The 15923-nt window shown below is 36.8% G+C and carries 14 protein-coding genes, 2 tRNA genes and 2 pseudogenes; 3 read left to right on the forward strand and 15 right to left on the reverse strand.

All coding sequences use genetic code 11. The features are described 5' to 3' along the window. Positions 1–7: 7 nt before the first annotated feature. From pdhA to porV, 3 genes and pseudogenes are all read right to left on the reverse strand, one after another. Positions 8–1003 (reverse strand): pyruvate dehydrogenase (acetyl-transferring) E1 component subunit alpha, encoded by a 996-nt coding sequence (pdhA, locus tag Q5W13_RS04360; protein ID WP_155597729.1) that lies wholly within the window; start codon positions 1001–1003, stop codon positions 8–10. Positions 1004–1160: 157 nt separating this feature from the next. Further along, positions 1161–1643 carry a cytidine deaminase gene (gene cdd, locus Q5W13_RS04365; RefSeq protein WP_155597730.1) on the reverse strand — a complete coding sequence of 161 codons (483 nt, stop codon included), beginning with the start codon at positions 1641–1643 and terminating at the stop codon, positions 1161–1163. Between the two features lie 75 nt (positions 1644–1718). Next, a pseudogene (gene porV, locus Q5W13_RS04370) lies at positions 1719–2869 on the reverse strand (type IX secretion system outer membrane channel protein PorV). A 465-nt stretch (positions 2870–3334) separates the two neighbouring features. Between porV and gldJ the strand changes: the two are divergent. Together gldJ and Q5W13_RS04380 are read left to right on the forward strand one after the other, a co-directional pair. Continuing rightward, a pseudogene (gene gldJ, locus Q5W13_RS04375) lies at positions 3335–5007 on the forward strand (gliding motility lipoprotein GldJ). Positions 5008–5078: 71 nt separating this feature from the next. Further along, entirely contained in the window at positions 5079–6356 is a 1278-nt protein-coding gene (locus tag Q5W13_RS04380) for a UDP-N-acetylmuramoyl-tripeptide--D-alanyl-D-alanine ligase (protein WP_304445476.1), read from the forward strand. Positions 6357–6422: 66 nt separating this feature from the next. Here the strand turns inward: Q5W13_RS04380 and Q5W13_RS04385 are convergent, their stop codons facing one another. The 6 genes from Q5W13_RS04385 to Q5W13_RS04405 form a co-directional block, all read right to left on the reverse strand. Then, the gene (locus Q5W13_RS04385) at positions 6423–7247 is read right to left on the reverse strand and encodes a mechanosensitive ion channel family protein (RefSeq protein ID WP_304445477.1); all 825 of its coding nucleotides are present in this window, start codon (positions 7245–7247) and stop codon (positions 6423–6425) included. A gap of 21 nt (positions 7248–7268) precedes the next feature. Continuing rightward, the gene (locus tag Q5W13_RS04390) at positions 7269–7454 is read right to left on the reverse strand and encodes a hypothetical protein (protein ID WP_155597736.1); all 186 of its coding nucleotides are present in this window, start codon (positions 7452–7454) and stop codon (positions 7269–7271) included. Positions 7455–7459: 5 nt separating this feature from the next. Beyond that, positions 7460–7732 carry an RNA polymerase sigma factor gene (locus tag Q5W13_RS24610; RefSeq protein WP_368662429.1) on the reverse strand — a complete coding sequence of 91 codons (273 nt, stop codon included), beginning with the start codon at positions 7730–7732 and terminating at the stop codon, positions 7460–7462. Positions 7733–7761: 29 nt separating this feature from the next. Then, positions 7762–8007, reverse strand: a complete 246-nt coding sequence (locus tag Q5W13_RS24615) for an RNA polymerase sigma factor (RefSeq protein ID WP_368662545.1) — start codon at positions 8005–8007, stop codon at positions 7762–7764. A gap of 281 nt (positions 8008–8288) precedes the next feature. Beyond that, positions 8289–8585 carry a hypothetical protein gene (locus Q5W13_RS04400; RefSeq protein ID WP_304445478.1) on the reverse strand — a complete coding sequence of 99 codons (297 nt, stop codon included), beginning with the start codon at positions 8583–8585 and terminating at the stop codon, positions 8289–8291. A gap of 546 nt (positions 8586–9131) precedes the next feature. After that, positions 9132–9206 (reverse strand) — tRNA-Val (locus tag Q5W13_RS04405). Positions 9207–9642: 436 nt separating this feature from the next. Here Q5W13_RS04405 and Q5W13_RS04410 point away from each other — a divergent pair. Then, positions 9643–11013, forward strand: coding sequence for a c-type cytochrome domain-containing protein (locus tag Q5W13_RS04410; RefSeq protein WP_304445479.1), 1371 nt, complete (start codon positions 9643–9645; stop codon positions 11011–11013). 142 nt (positions 11014–11155) lie between these two features. Here Q5W13_RS04410 and Q5W13_RS04415 read toward each other — a convergent pair. The 6 genes from Q5W13_RS04415 to nhaD form a co-directional block, all read right to left on the reverse strand. Then, positions 11156–11233, reverse strand: a tRNA-Val gene (locus Q5W13_RS04415). A gap of 59 nt (positions 11234–11292) precedes the next feature. Further along, complete coding sequence (locus Q5W13_RS04420) at positions 11293–12504, reverse strand: bifunctional folylpolyglutamate synthase/dihydrofolate synthase (protein WP_304445480.1); 1212 nt, start codon at positions 12502–12504, stop codon at positions 11293–11295. Beyond that, the gene (locus Q5W13_RS04425; protein WP_155597739.1) at positions 12501–13442 is read right to left on the reverse strand and encodes an energy transducer TonB; all 942 of its coding nucleotides are present in this window, start codon (positions 13440–13442) and stop codon (positions 12501–12503) included. The genes Q5W13_RS04420 and Q5W13_RS04425 overlap by 4 nt, the downstream gene beginning before the upstream one ends. Next, complete coding sequence (locus Q5W13_RS04430) at positions 13442–13828, reverse strand: ExbD/TolR family protein (RefSeq protein WP_155597740.1); 387 nt, start codon at positions 13826–13828, stop codon at positions 13442–13444. The genes Q5W13_RS04425 and Q5W13_RS04430 overlap by 1 nt, the downstream gene beginning before the upstream one ends. A gap of 10 nt (positions 13829–13838) precedes the next feature. Further along, positions 13839–14531, reverse strand: coding sequence for a MotA/TolQ/ExbB proton channel family protein (locus Q5W13_RS04435; RefSeq protein WP_038235335.1), 693 nt, complete (start codon positions 14529–14531; stop codon positions 13839–13841). 51 nt (positions 14532–14582) lie between these two features. Further along, the gene (gene nhaD / locus Q5W13_RS04440; RefSeq protein WP_155597741.1) at positions 14583–15920 is read right to left on the reverse strand and encodes a sodium:proton antiporter NhaD; all 1338 of its coding nucleotides are present in this window, start codon (positions 15918–15920) and stop codon (positions 14583–14585) included. Between the last annotated feature and the right edge of the window lie 3 nt (positions 15921–15923).

Here is a 15923-nt window from a genome sequence, read left to right on the forward strand (position 1 = left end):
TAGCTAATTATTTATGTTCTACAAATGGAAAATCTTCTTGCTCATAGACCATGTCGTACAATTGCTGTACTGGCGGATAGTCAGATTCATCTGCGAATTTCTCACATTCTAAAACTAACTCTTTAACCTTTTTGTCTATTGCTTTTATATCTTCTTCGGATGCGTAATTATTCTCTTTAATAATATCAAGTACTTGAGTAATAGGGTCTATCTTCTGATATTCCTTTACTTCATCCTTAGTTCTATAATGCTGTGCATCTGACATAGAGTGACCTCTATATCTGTATGTTTTCATTTCTAGAAAAGTTGGTCCACCTCCAGAGCGCGCTCTATCAACAGCTTTACTAACTTCCTGAGCCACCGTAACAGGATCCATACCATCTACAGGACCACAAGGCATCTCATAACCTAAACCTAGTTTCCAAATTTCTGTTGAGTAAGATGTTCTTTCTACCGAAGTACCCATGGCATAACCGTTGTTTTCACAAATGAATACAACTGGAAGTTGCCAAAGCATAGCCAAGTTCAATGCTTCATGAAACGCACCTTGACGCACAGCACCATCACCCATATAACATAAGGTAACATTGTCTCTACCCGCGTATTTATCACCAAAAGCCATACCTGCACCTAAAGGAATTTGACCCCCTACGATACCGTGACCTCCGTGAAAACGGTGCTCTTTAGAAAAAATATGCATTGATCCACCCATACCTTGAGAGGTACCTGTAACCTTACCATATAATTCTGCCATTACTCTTTTAGGGTCAACTCCCATACCAATGGGCTGTACGTGATTCCTGTAAGCAGTAATCATACGATCCTTAGTTAAGTCCATTGCATGCAACGAACCAGCCAAAACCGCTTCTTGACCATTATACAAGTGTAAAAAACCTCTAACTTTTTGTTGAATGTATACCTGTGCAAGCTTGTCTTCGAACTTACGCCAGAACATCATATCTTCATACCATTGCAGATATACTTCTTTAGTTATTTTTTTCATTGATGCTAATAATTTGGATTCTTGGTTACAACAACCTGACTATTCCACTTTATTTCACGGAACGGACCAGAAGAGCAAAAATACATATTAAATTAATAGTTGAAAAAAATAGATGAAAAAGGTTTGTTAGAATTTATCCTAAGGATGTCAAGAACTGTTACAAAAAGGAACTATCAAAGCCTAAAGGCAGAATATCGGCCATAGAATTACATTTGAAAACTTTGCCTTTTTCGCCCATCATCATTAATGCAATAGGTTTTTTCTGCTTGACTTCGTATTCAGAAATAGCCTGTCTGCAGTTGCCACAAGGTGCAGCTGGATCAGTTAATTGATAATTTATAGATGTAGCCGTAATAGCTATAGCCTTTACACCCACTCCCGGATATTTAGCTCCCGCGTAAAAAATTGCGACCCGCTCAGCACAAAGACCTGAAGGGTATGAAGCATTTTCTTGGTTATTACCAATAACAACCTCGCCATTTTCTAGTAGCACTGCTGCCCCAACTTGAAAATTGGAATATGGAGCATAGGCGTTCTTCCTAGCGTTAATAGCATCTAACATTAATGCGTTATCTTCTTTTGAAAGCTCTTCAATAGAATCAAAAATGGTCAATTCAAAAGTTATGTTCTGTTTTTGCATACTTCTTTTAGTGAGGGACTAAAATAAGAAAACCTACCGTATGGCAGGTTTTTCTTATATATATTTATTGATTTCTTAATCATTATAGAATTCCTCCCCTAAGTTAAAGGTCACGGAAAAACGAAGTGAATTTTCAATTGGATTAGCAATTTTAGAGGTGGAGAATAAATATGATAAATCTATTTGTGCAGATTCAAACTTGAAACCTGCCCCCATAGTAAAATACTTTCTATACCCTTTTACATCGCTTTCATTAAAGTAACCCGTACGGAACATAAAAGCATCTTGATATGTATACTCTGCACCTAAAGCCCATGTCATTTCTTTTAGCTCTTCGCTAAAACCATCAGGCGCATCCCCAAAAGACTTGAAAACTCCGCTTAAAAAACCAATACTTTGGTATTCATCATTATCAATATAATTCAACTCCCCGTCGCCATTAAAATCCTGAGGTGTTGGCACTAACAATTTATTAAATTCAGAAGTAAAACCTAAAACATTATCCTTGGTCAAGAATAAAATCGAAACCAAGACCAAACTTTAAGTTAGTAGGAATAAAATTATCTTGGCCATTTTCATCATAAGCTATTTTACCTCCTAAGTTAGAAATATTAAAACCAGCCCTCCATCGACCATCAAACTTATTATAGGCTATTTCTCTCGAACGATAAAAACCAGCAACATCTACCGCGAAAGTACTTACTTAAGACAGCATCTACATTTTCTGTTTGAAATTTAAGATTAGACCTGATATATCTGCCGCCAACGGCCATTGAAAATGTAGGACTTAATTTTAATGAATAAGATCCATCCAAGGACAATTCATTAGGCTTAACTAAGTATCCGGCATCCGAAAAAGTTTGCCGAAACTCAATATCTCCCAATGTAAAATACCTAAGACTAACTGCAAATGCGCTCTGATCGTTTATTTTATTAAAATAGCTTGCGCTCAAAAGCCCTATTCCTGAAACAGTATTCTGCAAATAAGGAGTATATCCCATACTAATCCCCATTTTACGCTCTGCGAACGCAAATTTTGCAGGGTTCCATTGTTGCGAATACGCATCGGTTGAAGTAGCTACACCTAAATCTCCCATACCTGCTGCTCTGGCATCTGCCGTAATATTCAGGAAAGGAACTGCTGTTGTAATTACCCGATCACCTATTTCTTGGGCCGATATTTTACCTGCAAACACAAGCAAAACGAGTATTGAAAGTTTTTTCATTTTTTAATAGAGCTAAATTTAGTCGGTCAAATATTACAATATAGTGCCACATCTAAAAAAAATATTAGATGTATTACATCTAAACGGCCATTTAAGGAATATCTTGCATAAGAATTACAATATTTTTAAATTTTCGTTTCAAATTAAAATCGGTGTACAAAGTACGTACATCTTTTGTAATTTCGCGTTCCTAAAAAAATATTAGGTTCGGCCCACATGTTTTTAAGCAAAAGAAATACGTGTAGCCATACTATAAAGCTATTTGTACCGTTATGATTTTTAAGGCGGCTTAGGTTATATCAAAATACGATAGCTCCTGTTTGACAAAATAATTTTTGGCAAATAAAATATTATGTGCAAAACATCGTTTTATATGCCGAAAGTGATACTAAAAATTAATCAAAATAAAATAACCACCTGCGCTACCATTTTAGCAGTGGTACTATTTGAACTCAAGTCCTAATTATGAAAAAACAGTTTATCAAAGTTGTACTTTCTTGTGCAGTACTAGCAGGAGGTTTTACAGTTACCAGCTGTAAGAAATCCGGTTCCTCCAAAGATGTGTCGAGAGCCACAGGTTGGAAAATAAATGCCAAAGAAGGTGGTTTTCAATACAATACGGATTTTAAAGAACAAGAAACGGCTCCATAGGCCTTGTATTTGTTGAAGGTGGTACTTTCACCAAAGGTAAGGTACAAGATGACGTTATGCATGATTGGAACAATACTCCAACATCGCAGCACGTTCAGTCCTTTTATATGGACGAGACTGAGGTAACTAACGTTATGTATTTAGAGTATCTTGATTATTTAAAGAGTGTTTATCCTCCAGAAGATCCTAAATATACCAATATCTATAAAGGAGCTTTGCCAGATACATTGGTATGGAGAAACCGTTTAGGTTTTAACGAGACCATGACCAATAACTACTTAAGACATCCTGCTTACGCAGAATATCCTGTAGTTGGTATTAACTGGGTTCAAGCTACCCAATTTGCTGAATGGCGTACAGACCGTGTAAACGAAGTTATGCTAGAAAGAGAAGGATATTTGGCAGAAGATGCTAAATATAAAGCAGCACAAGGAGATGTTACAGGTACTTTCAGCACACAGGCTTATCTTAACAGACCTGAATCTGTTTACAATGGTCAAATAGATTCTTTACAAGGAAAAGCTAAAAAAGACAGTGTAAATACATTTGCAAAAAGAAGTAGCGGTGTAATTATGCCAGAATATAGATTACCTACAGAGACTGAATGGGAATATGCTGCCCAAGCAAACCAAGGTACTCGTGAATATAACAACTATAGAGGCAGAAAAAAATATCCTTGGGATGGTGATTACACTAGAAACGGACAACGCGTAGGAAGAGGTGATCAATTGGCCAACTTTAAGCAAGGTAAAGGAGATTACGGCGGAATTGCTGGATGGTCTGATGATGGCGCTGATATTACTGCTCAAGTAATGTCTTACAAGCCTAACGATCTTGGACTTTATGACATGGCCGGTAACGTTGCCGAATGGGTAGCAGATGTTTACAGACCTATAGTAGATGATGAAGTAAGTGATTTCAACTACTACCGTGGTAACATTTATATGAAAACTGCAATTGGCGAAGATGGCAAAGTAAACATTCTTAGAGATTCTGTAATGTATGATACTATGCCAAACGGAAAAATAATTGCCATGAATCTTCCAGGAGAAATTAAAATGGTTCCTGTTGATGAAGAAGAAACCTACCTAAGAACAAACTTCTCTTCTAGTGATAACAGAGGATACCGTGATGGTGATGCAGGTTCGTCTAGATTCTTTGACCAGTTTAGCGATGAGGATGAAGAACAAGAGGACAGCAAAAAAATGTACAACTCACCAAAGCACAGTGTTGAGCGTGACTCAGCAGGAAAGTTAGTACGTGAATATGACCACTCAAACAACAGATCAACATTAATTAATGACGAAGTAAGAGTTTACAAAGGTGGTTCATGGAGAGATAGAGCTTACTGGTTAGACCCAGCACAAAGAAGATATATGCCACAGTATATGGCTACCGATTATGTTGGTTTCAGATGCGCAATGTCTAGAGTTGGTTCTAAGTCTAAAACAAAGAACAAAACACCAAGGGGCAAAAAAGTAAGATAAGCTCTTTAAAAATATAATTTTCTAGAAAGTCCCGGTACATTATGCCGGGACTTTTTTTATACTTTTACTTTATGAAAACAGCGCAATTACATAGTATCTTTTTGGAGTTTCCTGAAATATGTACGGATACTAGAAAAATAAAACAAAACAGTATTTTCTTTGCTCTAAAGGGAGATAACTTTAATGGAAACAAATATGCTTCTGCGGCATTAGAAAACGGTGCTGCATATGCCGTTATTGATGAAAGTGAATATGCAGAGTCTGATAAATATATTGTAGTTGATGATGTATTGAAGGCGCTTCAAGAATTGGCTTCCTTCCATAGAAATCATTCCACCGCTAAGGTTATTGGATTAACTGGAAGTAACGGCAAAACAACCACCAAAGAACTGATTAACGCAGTACTATCAAAAAAGTACCACACCATAGCTACCAAAGGCAACCTCAACAATCATATTGGCGTACCCCTTACCCTACTCTCCATTAAAGAAGATACCGAGATTGCTATTGTAGAAATGGGAGCCAACCATCAAAAAGAAATTGAATTTCTATGTAGTTTGGCGCAACCAGATTTTGGATACATTACAAATTTTGGAAAAGCCCATATTGAAGGTTTCGGAAGTGAAGAAGGTGTTATTAAAGGCAAGAGTGAATTATATGATTTTCTAACTAAAAACGATAAACATGTTTTCATGAATGCAGATGACCCTATTCAACTTCAAAAATTGGGTGGTTACATCAAAAAATATGGATTTAGCACCAATCAAAAAGAGTTTTACAAAATAGCATTTTCAGGTGCAAACCCGTTTGTAAAAGTAACCGTTGAAGATAATAGCATAGAATCGCAATTAGTAGGAAGTTATAATTTTACCAACTGCGCTGCTGCTATTCTAATGGGAAAATATTTTAATGTTCCTTTGGAAAAAATTAAGGAAGCCATAGAAGGCTACTCCCCTAGCAACAACCGTTCACAAATTATTACCCGTAACGGCCAACAAATTATCCTTGATGCCTATAACGCGAACCCAACAAGCATGAAGGCCGCTCTAGAAAACTTTTCTCAAATGGAAGGGAATCACAAAATTGCATTTCTTGGGGATATGTTCGAATTGGGAAGTATAGCCGCTGCAGAACACCAAAATATAGCCAATTTAGCGACGAAACTAAAATTTGATGAGGTGATACTTGTGGGCGAAAACTTTAACCGTGTAGAAACTGACCTTAAGAAATACAGCTCGTTTGATAAACTCAAAGAGTTTCTTAAGGAAAATCAACTACATTCAGAAAGTCTTATTCTTATAAAGGGATCTCGGGGCATGGCTTTAGAACGAATTCTGGATACTATCTAATTACACTAAACAAGAAAGGGCGGCGCTCCCTAAAGCACCGCCCCAACTATCTATTTACTTATAATACTACCCTAACTTAACTCTGTTTTCTACAATTTCCTTTATAGGAACAATTAGCTTACCTTCTTTTGTATTCAAGGTTACACTTATATTATCTATTGCCTCTATAGTTCCTTCTATATCAGCAAACTTAACTTTATCGCCAACGGCATAATTTTTTCTTGCATAAAAAGTCTTTAATAGGCTCTCTACCACATTTCTAGACCCAAGACCCAGACCTAATGCAAAGGCTAACAAAAATGCTCCAAGTATAAGGGTAAAGTTACTTGTGAACATAGACGTATCTATACCCGCTTGGTTTAATGCAGTAATTGTCACAAAAATTATTATGACATAAAAAACTATACTGCTTACAAGCTTACCTCCTCCAAAACCCATAGAGTCAAAGACGCTCTTTAACGCAGACTTTATAAGTTTAGCAGCATACAATCCGATCATAAGAATGACCATAGCACTAAGCAGAATAGGCAAGTAACGTAATAGGTTAGCAATTTCTTGCGATATGATAGTTAACTCTACAATATCTGCAGCTACGATTATGAAGACTAATAAAAGAATGTATTTTACGAATTGAAGTAAAACTTTTTCAATATCGATTTTTACATTACTATCCCCAAACAACTTTGCTTCATTGATTTTATCCGAAAGCTTACTTAATTGCGCAATCTTAAATACTTTCTTTAAAACAAAACGAACTATCTTACTAATAGCCCAACCAATCAGCAAAATTACTATTGCGCCTATAATGTTAGGCAATGCGGAAGCAATATCATTTATGATTGAGGTTAAGGTATTGAAAGCTAAATTTTGCCACTCTGAAACTTTATCCATTTTTCTCTTAGATGTTACGCGTTAAATAATGTCGGGGTTAGTTTTGAATATATCTTCAATTGCAGACTTATAGTTACATGTGAACAAGTTAGCCATGTCCATAACAAGTTTAGCCGAAGCTATATCATCCATAACTTTTTTTTTCAAATGCGGAGGAACCTCATGTAGCGAGTCTTCCATTTCCTTAAATGGGTTTTTCTTTTCCATAGACGTTATGGTATTTTATTATAAGCTTCCACTATACGTGACTTAGCTCGTTTCAGCCGCATTTTAACGGCACTTTCACCAACATCTAAAATTGAGGTCAGTTCTTTTATCGATATATCGTCTTGATATTTTAAAAGCAATATTTTTTTGTCCTCGGGATCAATCAATTCCAAGGCTTTTTTAAGTTTTTCCGAACGCATATTCGCTATTTCCGCATCGTCATCCACAACCGCCATAGGCTTCGTAGATTCGGAAATAGAATCAGATTTATCGCTCATCAACCTCTGCTTGTTCCTGTTTACATAATTCACACAAAAATTATATGTGAATGCGTATACCTATAAGTAGAGAATTTTGATTTTCCTTTAAAACTTGACAGTTTTACAAAAAGCATCAAAAAAACATCTTGCGTAAGATCTTGAGCTTCTGCTTGCGAATTGGAAAAACTGTAACATTTATTATACACCCTTTGAGCATACCTATCGTAAAGCACGGCAAACAGCATGGCATTATTGTGCCTAGCTATTTTTCGCACGAGCTCTTCATCCGACATTGACTCCGGTACTACTTCTGTTTCCAATATTTGGTATAGGTTGCTTGTTACTTAATTGCGATTCATAAATAAACAAAAAATCTTTTTATGAATCTTAACAGACTTATCAAAGACATGCAAAGGTAAAAATATACCATCAAGAACCACCCTTAATGTTTAAAAGTAATTAACGAGACTTCTTATTAACCAAAATACATGTTTGCTACATATTTCAAAGAACTTCTAGGAAAGGCATTTGCCTTAACAAAAATGGATACTAAAAACTGACTCTTAAGTTAAAACTAAACGTTCAATTTTTCATGTCTTCTGCGATAGGTTTTTTCTATCTTTTCCATTCTTTTTTGTCTCGCCTTTTCATTTGCTAAACTTAAAGATTTTCTCTCCTTAGCTGCAGCCTCATCTGCAAGACCTAAAGATTTTGCCTCATTTATGACAGAGTCATCCGCGAAACCTATTGGCTTAATGTCCTTAGTTACGCCATTTGGCGAAAATAGGATGTTAGGTAACATTACTACCATACCTAAAAGGAATATGGCAATACTTATACTGAAAAAAACAAATACAAGATCATTCATCATATAGTAATTTAGTTAGTGTATAGAATTAGACACAACAATTATTAAAAAGTCACATCAAATAATATACTTCTACAAATACGATAGATAAATTTAGAAAATCAGTCAAAAATAAGGACTACTCTTGAAGCGCTACAAACTGAAAAGGGAATAAAAAAGACTACTGTAACAGACAGATATTATTCTAATCGTTCTTTTACGTTTTTTCTCAGTTTAACCTTTCTCCGCGGTCGCGAAGAACTGTTACCTTCCTTGATATATTTTTTAGATGTCAATACAGAAGGTATTACAAATAATACTATGACCAAGAAGATGATTAAACTAACAACTAAAAGCAGAATAAATGGATTAAACACACTTAGTAATTAACGGGTTATATACCTAGTAGGAAACCACTTAAGCCAAAAAGTCACTTTAACAAGAATAAATATTCATTTATTCCCTAAAAAAAGGAGTTTTAGACCTAAAAGGTCACTAAAACCGAAAAATATGATTTTCGCGAAGACAAAGTGCGAATCATAATAATACTACTAACAAAGTGTAATAATGTGGGACATACTGGATTCGAACCAGTGACCTCTGCCCTGTCAAGGCAGCGCTCTAAACCAACTGAGCTAATGACCCTAAAATAGAAGGCCAAAGGTAAAATTAATTTCGGATTAAGAAAACATTAATTAGACCACTTCGAACCAACAATCCATTTCTAAATTGTTCTGCCCTTAAGGCCAATGCCTTACCAATCTAATCCAACCAAGAGAAACCCCTAAAACTCCCCAATTCACAGTTACACTAACAGTTTATTCTATATAAATCACCAATAAATAAAATGCACAAAAACTGAACAATGCATATTTTGACCATTTGTTACCCTATTGCTAACATCAGGAATATGTATTTTGCATCAATCGCATTAGATTTACTAAATCTCACATAAAGATTGCTAGATAATTTTAGGAAAAGTTAATCGTACAGTTACTACGACTCACTTATTCAAAAAAGAAAGAAATTATTTAAAATCGATTTATCATCAACTGGAACGAAAAGATTAGAACCAATAATTATGATTGCACTAGAATTCACAACATTTATAGGTCGTTTTCACCCCCTCTTTGTACACATGCCAATTGGCTTTCTTTTTCTTGCCATTGCATTAGAATGGTACGAAAGCTTCAAAAAAACCGAGGTTAAAAGTAAATTAATACCCATCGCTTGGCTACTAGGAGCATTAAGTGCTGCTGGAGCTGCTGTTACTGGTTGGTTCTTGGGCGAAACAGGCTTATACGAAGAAGAGTACTTATTTTCGCACCGTTGGCTTGGCATAGCTTTGGTCGTTGTTGCTTTTATAGGATGGTATCTTAAAAGTAAGCCAAAAGCTTTTCCTATTAAATTACAACACGGTTTCAATATACTTTTATTGGCCATGCTTTTTATTGAAGGCCATAAAGGCGGAAATTTAACACACGGCGAAACTTATCTTACGGAATACGCACCTGCTCCTATTCAAAAACTATTAGGTGGTACGGAAGACAAAAATGCGCTTCCGAAGTTTGCCAACCCAGATTCCGTTCAGGTGTATGCTAATTTGGTAGCTCCAATTTTTCAAGCAAAATGTGTAGGTTGCCATAACGATGAAATAAAAAGAGGCGGACTTAATATGAGTCATCCTGATTCTTTAAGAATGGGTGGTGAGAGCGAAAATGTTATTGCAGCAGGAAATACGCAAGAGAGCGAACTGTTTAGAAGGATTACGCTTCCACCAAAGAACGTAAAATTCATGCCACCCACAAACAATGCCCTCACCTACGATGAAATAAAAACCGTAGAATGGTGGATTGAACAAGGAGCTCCTTTTATAGGCTCCCTTACCAGTTTAGAAGTTACTGAAAATATAAAGCCGGTTTTACTTAGACGTTACGGCATTGACACCAACCCCAAAGCTTGGTACGAAACCGTACAACTTAAAAAATTAGACAGTACACAACTGTCAAATTTAGTTCAAAATGGGTTTGAAGTTAAAACTCTAGGACCTGATAACTCTTTATTAGATATCAAATATTCTGGATCCGACCTAACCAAGGAAAAACTAGCTGAACTTGAAAAGGTAAAAGAATACATTACTTGGCTATCCCTTGCCAATAGTAATGTTACGGATGAATGGCTTTCTAGTGTCTCACAATTTTCCAACCTTACCCGTCTACAATTAGAAAAAACAGGAATAACGGATAAAGGAGTGGCTCACCTATCTCGATTACAGCATTTAGAAGCACTTAATCTATATGGAACTAAAGTAACTGATGCCTGTCTACCCGATATAGAGAAAATAAGTAGTCTTAAGCGTGTTTATTTATGGCAAACAGGTGTTAGTGCCAAAACAGCCAAAAATATACAGGAGAGCAACGAGAAGCTAAAAATTGTAATCGGAAAAGGATAGATAATTACCGAACCATTGAAACTAAAAAATCCCATCTTATTGAATTAGATGGGATTTTTTTTATGAATCACAATGTTGATATTACCCAATAAAAACTGCCCAAAATAAAAAAATCCTCAAGCATTTTCATGCTTGAGGATTCTGGTGGGCAATGAGGGATTCGAACCCCCGACCCCCTCGGTGTAAACGAGGTGCTCTGAACCAACTGAGCTAATTGCCCCAAAAGGTGTGCAAATATAAGACTCTTTTTTAGTTCTCAAAAGAAAAAAGAAAAAAAAATTAAATAACTTCTGAAACAGTGAACGTACTACCTCCAATAAAGATGAAATCCTCAGGTCCCGCATCTGCCAGAGCTGCGCTATAAGCAGCCTTAACAGCCGTAAACCTTTTGCCGACCAAGCCAAATTCTTTCGCCCTGTCTACCAACTCATTAACCTCTAATCCACGAGAAATTTCCGGGGACGTAAAGTAGTATTCTGCATCTTTCGGAAACAATGGTAGTATCGTATTAAGGTCCTTGCCTTTCACAAAACCTAGGACTATAAATAATTTTTTAAATTTCTGTTGGGTTACCTGATTTATCACAATAGACAGACCTTCTTTGTTATGTGCCGTGTCACAAATAACAGTTGGGGCAGTTTGTAATTGCTGCCACCTTCCCATTAAGCCCGTATTTTGAACTACTTTAAGAAGTCCAGAACGCATTTGGTTATGAGTAATAGCAAAACCACCAAGCTTTTTTATAACAGCCATAACTCCTTTTACATTCTTTTCTTGATAAGCTCCTAAAAGCGAGGTTTCATACACCTCATCAATTTCTTGTTCGGCATAAATGAGCTTTGCATTTTTTGATTTAGAAACATCCCGAAAAGTTTCTGCGGTCTCAGTCTGAAACTCGCTTACCACCACAGGAACACCTTCTTTAATAATTCCGGCTTTCTCAAAAGCTATCTTAGGTAACGTATCTCCTAACATATCTACATGATCAAAACCTATATTAGTAATAAGGCTTACTTCTGGCGTTATAATATTGGTAGAATCCAACCTTCCTCCTAAACCAACCTCTACTATGGCTATATCAACCTTTTCCTTTGCAAAATAATCGAAGGCCATGCCAACGGTCATCTCAAAAAAGGATAGATGATGATTTTCAAAAAAAGATTGATTGTTCGCTATAAATTCAATCACGAAATTTTCTCCTACACATTCGCCATTTATACGAATCCGCTCTCTAAAATCTTTTAGATGAGGTGAAGTATATAAACCAACCTTGTAACCCGCTTCTTGAAGAATAGATGCTAGCATATGACTACTAGATCCTTTTCCGTTGGTTCCACCAACATGAATGCTCTTGAATTTATTTTCCGGATTACCTAAATGATTTGCGAAGTTTCGAATACCATCAAGTTTGGCATTATAGGCTTGCTTTCCTTTTTGCTGATACATTGGAAGTTGCGTAAACATCCAATCTAAAGTCTCCTTATAGGTCACTCTCCTAGCTTAAAATTAACCACCACAAAACCGACTTGTTGACTTGGCGCATTAGAATCCAAGTTCCACTTGTGCTTCATAGCTGTTTTCTTTGCTGGATCCAATAAGCAAGGACTATTATTGGTAGTTCCTTTAACCCCTGGTGTAGCACTTACAACGTTACCGTTTCGGTCCACAATGATTTTTACCACTACTCTACCTTCTTGATTACATTGTTGTTTTACCTGACCTTTACCAACCAAAGAACGGCCGTTCAGTCCATAACCACCTGTTCCGCTACCAGAACCTGGGCTACCATAATAACTAGTTGCGTAAGGATCACCATCTTGCTGTCCTTTATCGCCAGCTCTGTTATCGTCACCTTCACTGCCTGAAGCATTGCCATCAGATTTACTGATACCACCAATAAGGGCATCAAGCTTTTTCTTTTTGGCTTCCTGCTCTTTACGGGCTTTATCTTCTGCAGCTTTTTTCTCTTGGGCTTTTTTAGCAGCTTCGGCTTTTGCTTTTTTCTGGGCGTCCTCCGCCTTTTTCTTAGCAGCCTTCTGAGCATCCTCTGCCTTCTTCTTGGCTTCCTCTGCTTTTTTAATTTTGATGGATTCTTCGTTCTCTTGCGTCAATACCTTTTCCGCCGGAGCTTCTTTAGCTACGACTTCCTCAGGTACATCTTCTGCAACCTCCTCTATCTCTTCTACAACTTCTTCTTGTTTTGAAGGCTCAACAGGTGGTGTATCCAAAGGTTCTGAACGAATCTTCTCTTTGGGCTGTACTTTTCCACTACCAAATTCGGTTGTACCGAAATTAACGGAAATTCCGTTTTCGATAGGTGGGTCCATATAGGTAAGGCCTATATAGAACAATACAAGCAAGAGTACACTTAACAGAAATGTAGTAAGTGTAAATGATTTTTTTTTGTGTCTCGTGTCTAGGAATGACATTAATTGGGTCGCACAGCCAAGATTACCTTATAACTATTTCTATTGGCAATATCCATAACGTTAACCGCTTCTTTAATAGCAACGCTTTCTTCAGCCCTTAAAATAATAGTGGGTTTATCCTGCCCTTCTAGTGCCTTTTTAAGTTCAATTTCTATGTATTCTCCGTTTATCTTCTCGTTGTTTACGTAGTACTGTAAGTTCTTATCTATACTTACAGATACGTTTTGCGTATTCGTAGACTTTCCTTTTGCCTTAGGTAATAATAAATCCAAAGCATTTGGAGAGTTTGCAGTAAGCATGAAAAATATCAATAGCAGAAATACTATATCTGTCATTGAAGACATACTAAAATCCGGACTAACCTTGTTTCTTCCTTTTAATTTCATGTCTCGCGAATTATAGAGGTTCGTTCAACAAGTCTAGGAAATCTACGGCGTTAGCCTCCATTTTATGTACCACCTTATCGGTTCTGTTCACCAAGTGGTTATATCCAATATAAGCAATAATACCTACAATCAATCCAGCAACGGTAGTTGTCATTGCCGTATAAATACCAGAGGCCAAAGAGCCCATTTCAGCTTGACCACCACTAGTTGCCATTTCATGAAATGCCAATATCATACCGATTACAGTTCCTAAAAACCCGATCATTGGCGCTGCACCGGCAACAGTTGCCAAAATGCTTACGTTCTTCTCAAGTTTATAAACCTCTAAGGTTCCTGCATTTTCAATAGCGGTATTAATATCATCCAAAGGCTTCCCTATTCTAGAAACTCCTTTTTCAGTCAATCTCGCTACTGGCGAATCTGTCTGCGCACAAAGCAATTTTGCCGCGTCCAAATTACCATTGGTTACATAATCACGAATCTGGTTCATGAAATTACTATCTATCTTGGATGCCGCCTTAATAGCGAATATGCGCTCAAAGTAAATATAGAGAGCCACAAACAGCATGATAAAAAGTACTGATATAATAAGTACACTTCCTGTACCGCCATTGAATATCAAATCGATAACAGAAAGTGTCTTCTCTTCTGACATAACATCCGCAGCTGCAGGATCTTGAGCCATATCTTGAAATAACATCATAGAATTCTTTGGTATTAGAGTTGCCTCTATAACGGTATTTTGTCGATTAAATTATGCGTTCAACACAAAATCTCTTAATAAAATAAAAGTAATCGCTCCTGAAACAAAACCGATCAATGCCAACCATGCTATATTCTTAAAATACCAGAAGAAATCTATCTTCTCCATACCCATAGCTACTACCCCTGCGGCAGACCCGATAATCAACATACTACCACCTGTACCAGCTGAATAGGCAATAAAGTGCCACAATGGATTATCTAATGGTTCTGAGAACATTCCTAAACTAGCCGCAACTAAAGGAACATTGTCAATAACAGCAGAGCCAATACCAAATAACATAACAACAATGTCTGTGTTAGGAATAGCATTGTTTAGACCTTCTGCATAATGAAACAGCATACCCAACGACTCTAAAGCCGCAACCGCTAATAATATCCCCAAGAAGAATAAAATACTTGGAAGTTCAATTTTAGATAATGAAGCGTGTACCGGACTGTGATGACCTACTGTATCGTCACCTTCGCCTTCAACATTTGATAAACTGAATTTTGAATTACTGTATATTTCAGCAAATGTCGCTACGACCGCTAAAGAAAGCATCATACCAACGTAAGGTGGCAAATGAGTAACTGTTTTGAAGAATGGTACAAACACAATAGCACTCAAGCCCAAATACAACATGGTTGCTCCATATTTAGATTTAGGTTCCTCTACGGTTTCTATGTCATTATCAAGAGTACCTCTAAAAGCTTTAAATCTACTTGCTATCAATACTGGCACAACCATACAAACTATTGATGGCACAAGAACGTGCTCTACCAATTGTAGCGCAGATACTTTGTTCGCTATCCATAACATGGTAGTAGTTACATCACCAATTGGCGACCATGCACCACCAGCATTGGCGGTAATGATAATCATACCCGCAAACCATAAACGTGTATCCCTATCTTTTATCACTTTTTGCAAAATAGTGATCAATACGATGGTTGCGGTTAAATTGTCAATTATAGCGGAAAGAACAAAGGCCAATATAGAAAACAACCATAATAGCTTTCGTTTACTTTTAGTTCTTATGAAACCTTTTATAGTTGCAAAGCCATCAAAATAATCAATGATTTCCACAATGGTCATCGCCCCCAGCAAAAAGACTAGTATTTCTGCGGTTTTACCTAAATGATGGAGTAAAATTTCATCAAGATGGGTGGGTTCAAGCTCCCTGAGCTCGGTATTGACTTCGAAAACATCCATATGGGTAAGGGCAATAATAGCCCAAAGGATGGCCATCATGGCTAAAGCCGGAATCAGCTTATCTATTTTGAGGTTATGCTCTAGGGTAATCGCAAGATAACCTGCGAGGAATACAATGATAATAATGGTCTCCATACT

This window comes from Zobellia laminariae (assembly GCF_030553095.1).
Classification (GTDB): Bacteria; Bacteroidota; Bacteroidia; order Flavobacteriales; family Flavobacteriaceae; genus Zobellia; species Zobellia laminariae.

Coding starts and splice junctions, on each gene's coding strand:
- pdhA (WP_155597729.1), bottom strand. CDS start 1,003: ATGAAAAAAATAACTAAAGAAGTATATCTGCAATGGTATGAAGATATG.
- cdd (WP_155597730.1), bottom strand. CDS start 1,643: ATGCAAAAACAGAACATAACTTTTGAATTGACCATTTTTGATTCTATT.
- Q5W13_RS04380 (WP_304445476.1), top strand. CDS start 5,079: ATGAAAACAGCGCAATTACATAGTATCTTTTTGGAGTTTCCTGAAATA.
- Q5W13_RS04385 (WP_304445477.1), bottom strand. CDS start 7,247: ATGGATAAAGTTTCAGAGTGGCAAAATTTAGCTTTCAATACCTTAACC.
- Q5W13_RS04390 (WP_155597736.1), bottom strand. CDS start 7,454: ATGGAAAAGAAAAACCCATTTAAGGAAATGGAAGACTCGCTACATGAG.
- Q5W13_RS24610 (WP_368662429.1), bottom strand. CDS start 7,732: ATGAGCGATAAATCTGATTCTATTTCCGAATCTACGAAGCCTATGGCG.
- Q5W13_RS24615 (WP_368662545.1), bottom strand. CDS start 8,007: ATGTCGGATGAAGAGCTCGTGCGAAAAATAGCTAGGCACAATAATGCC.
- Q5W13_RS04400 (WP_304445478.1), bottom strand. CDS start 8,585: ATGATGAATGATCTTGTATTTGTTTTTTTCAGTATAAGTATTGCCATA.
- Q5W13_RS04410 (WP_304445479.1), top strand. CDS start 9,643: ATGATTGCACTAGAATTCACAACATTTATAGGTCGTTTTCACCCCCTC.
- Q5W13_RS04425 (WP_155597739.1), bottom strand. CDS start 13,442: ATGTCATTCCTAGACACGAGACACAAAAAAAAATCATTTACACTTACT.
- Q5W13_RS04430 (WP_155597740.1), bottom strand. CDS start 13,828: ATGAAATTAAAAGGAAGAAACAAGGTTAGTCCGGATTTTAGTATGTCT.
- Q5W13_RS04435 (WP_038235335.1), bottom strand. CDS start 14,531: ATGATGTTATTTCAAGATATGGCTCAAGATCCTGCAGCTGCGGATGTT.
- nhaD (WP_155597741.1), bottom strand. CDS start 15,920: ATGGAGACCATTATTATCATTGTATTCCTCGCAGGTTATCTTGCGATT.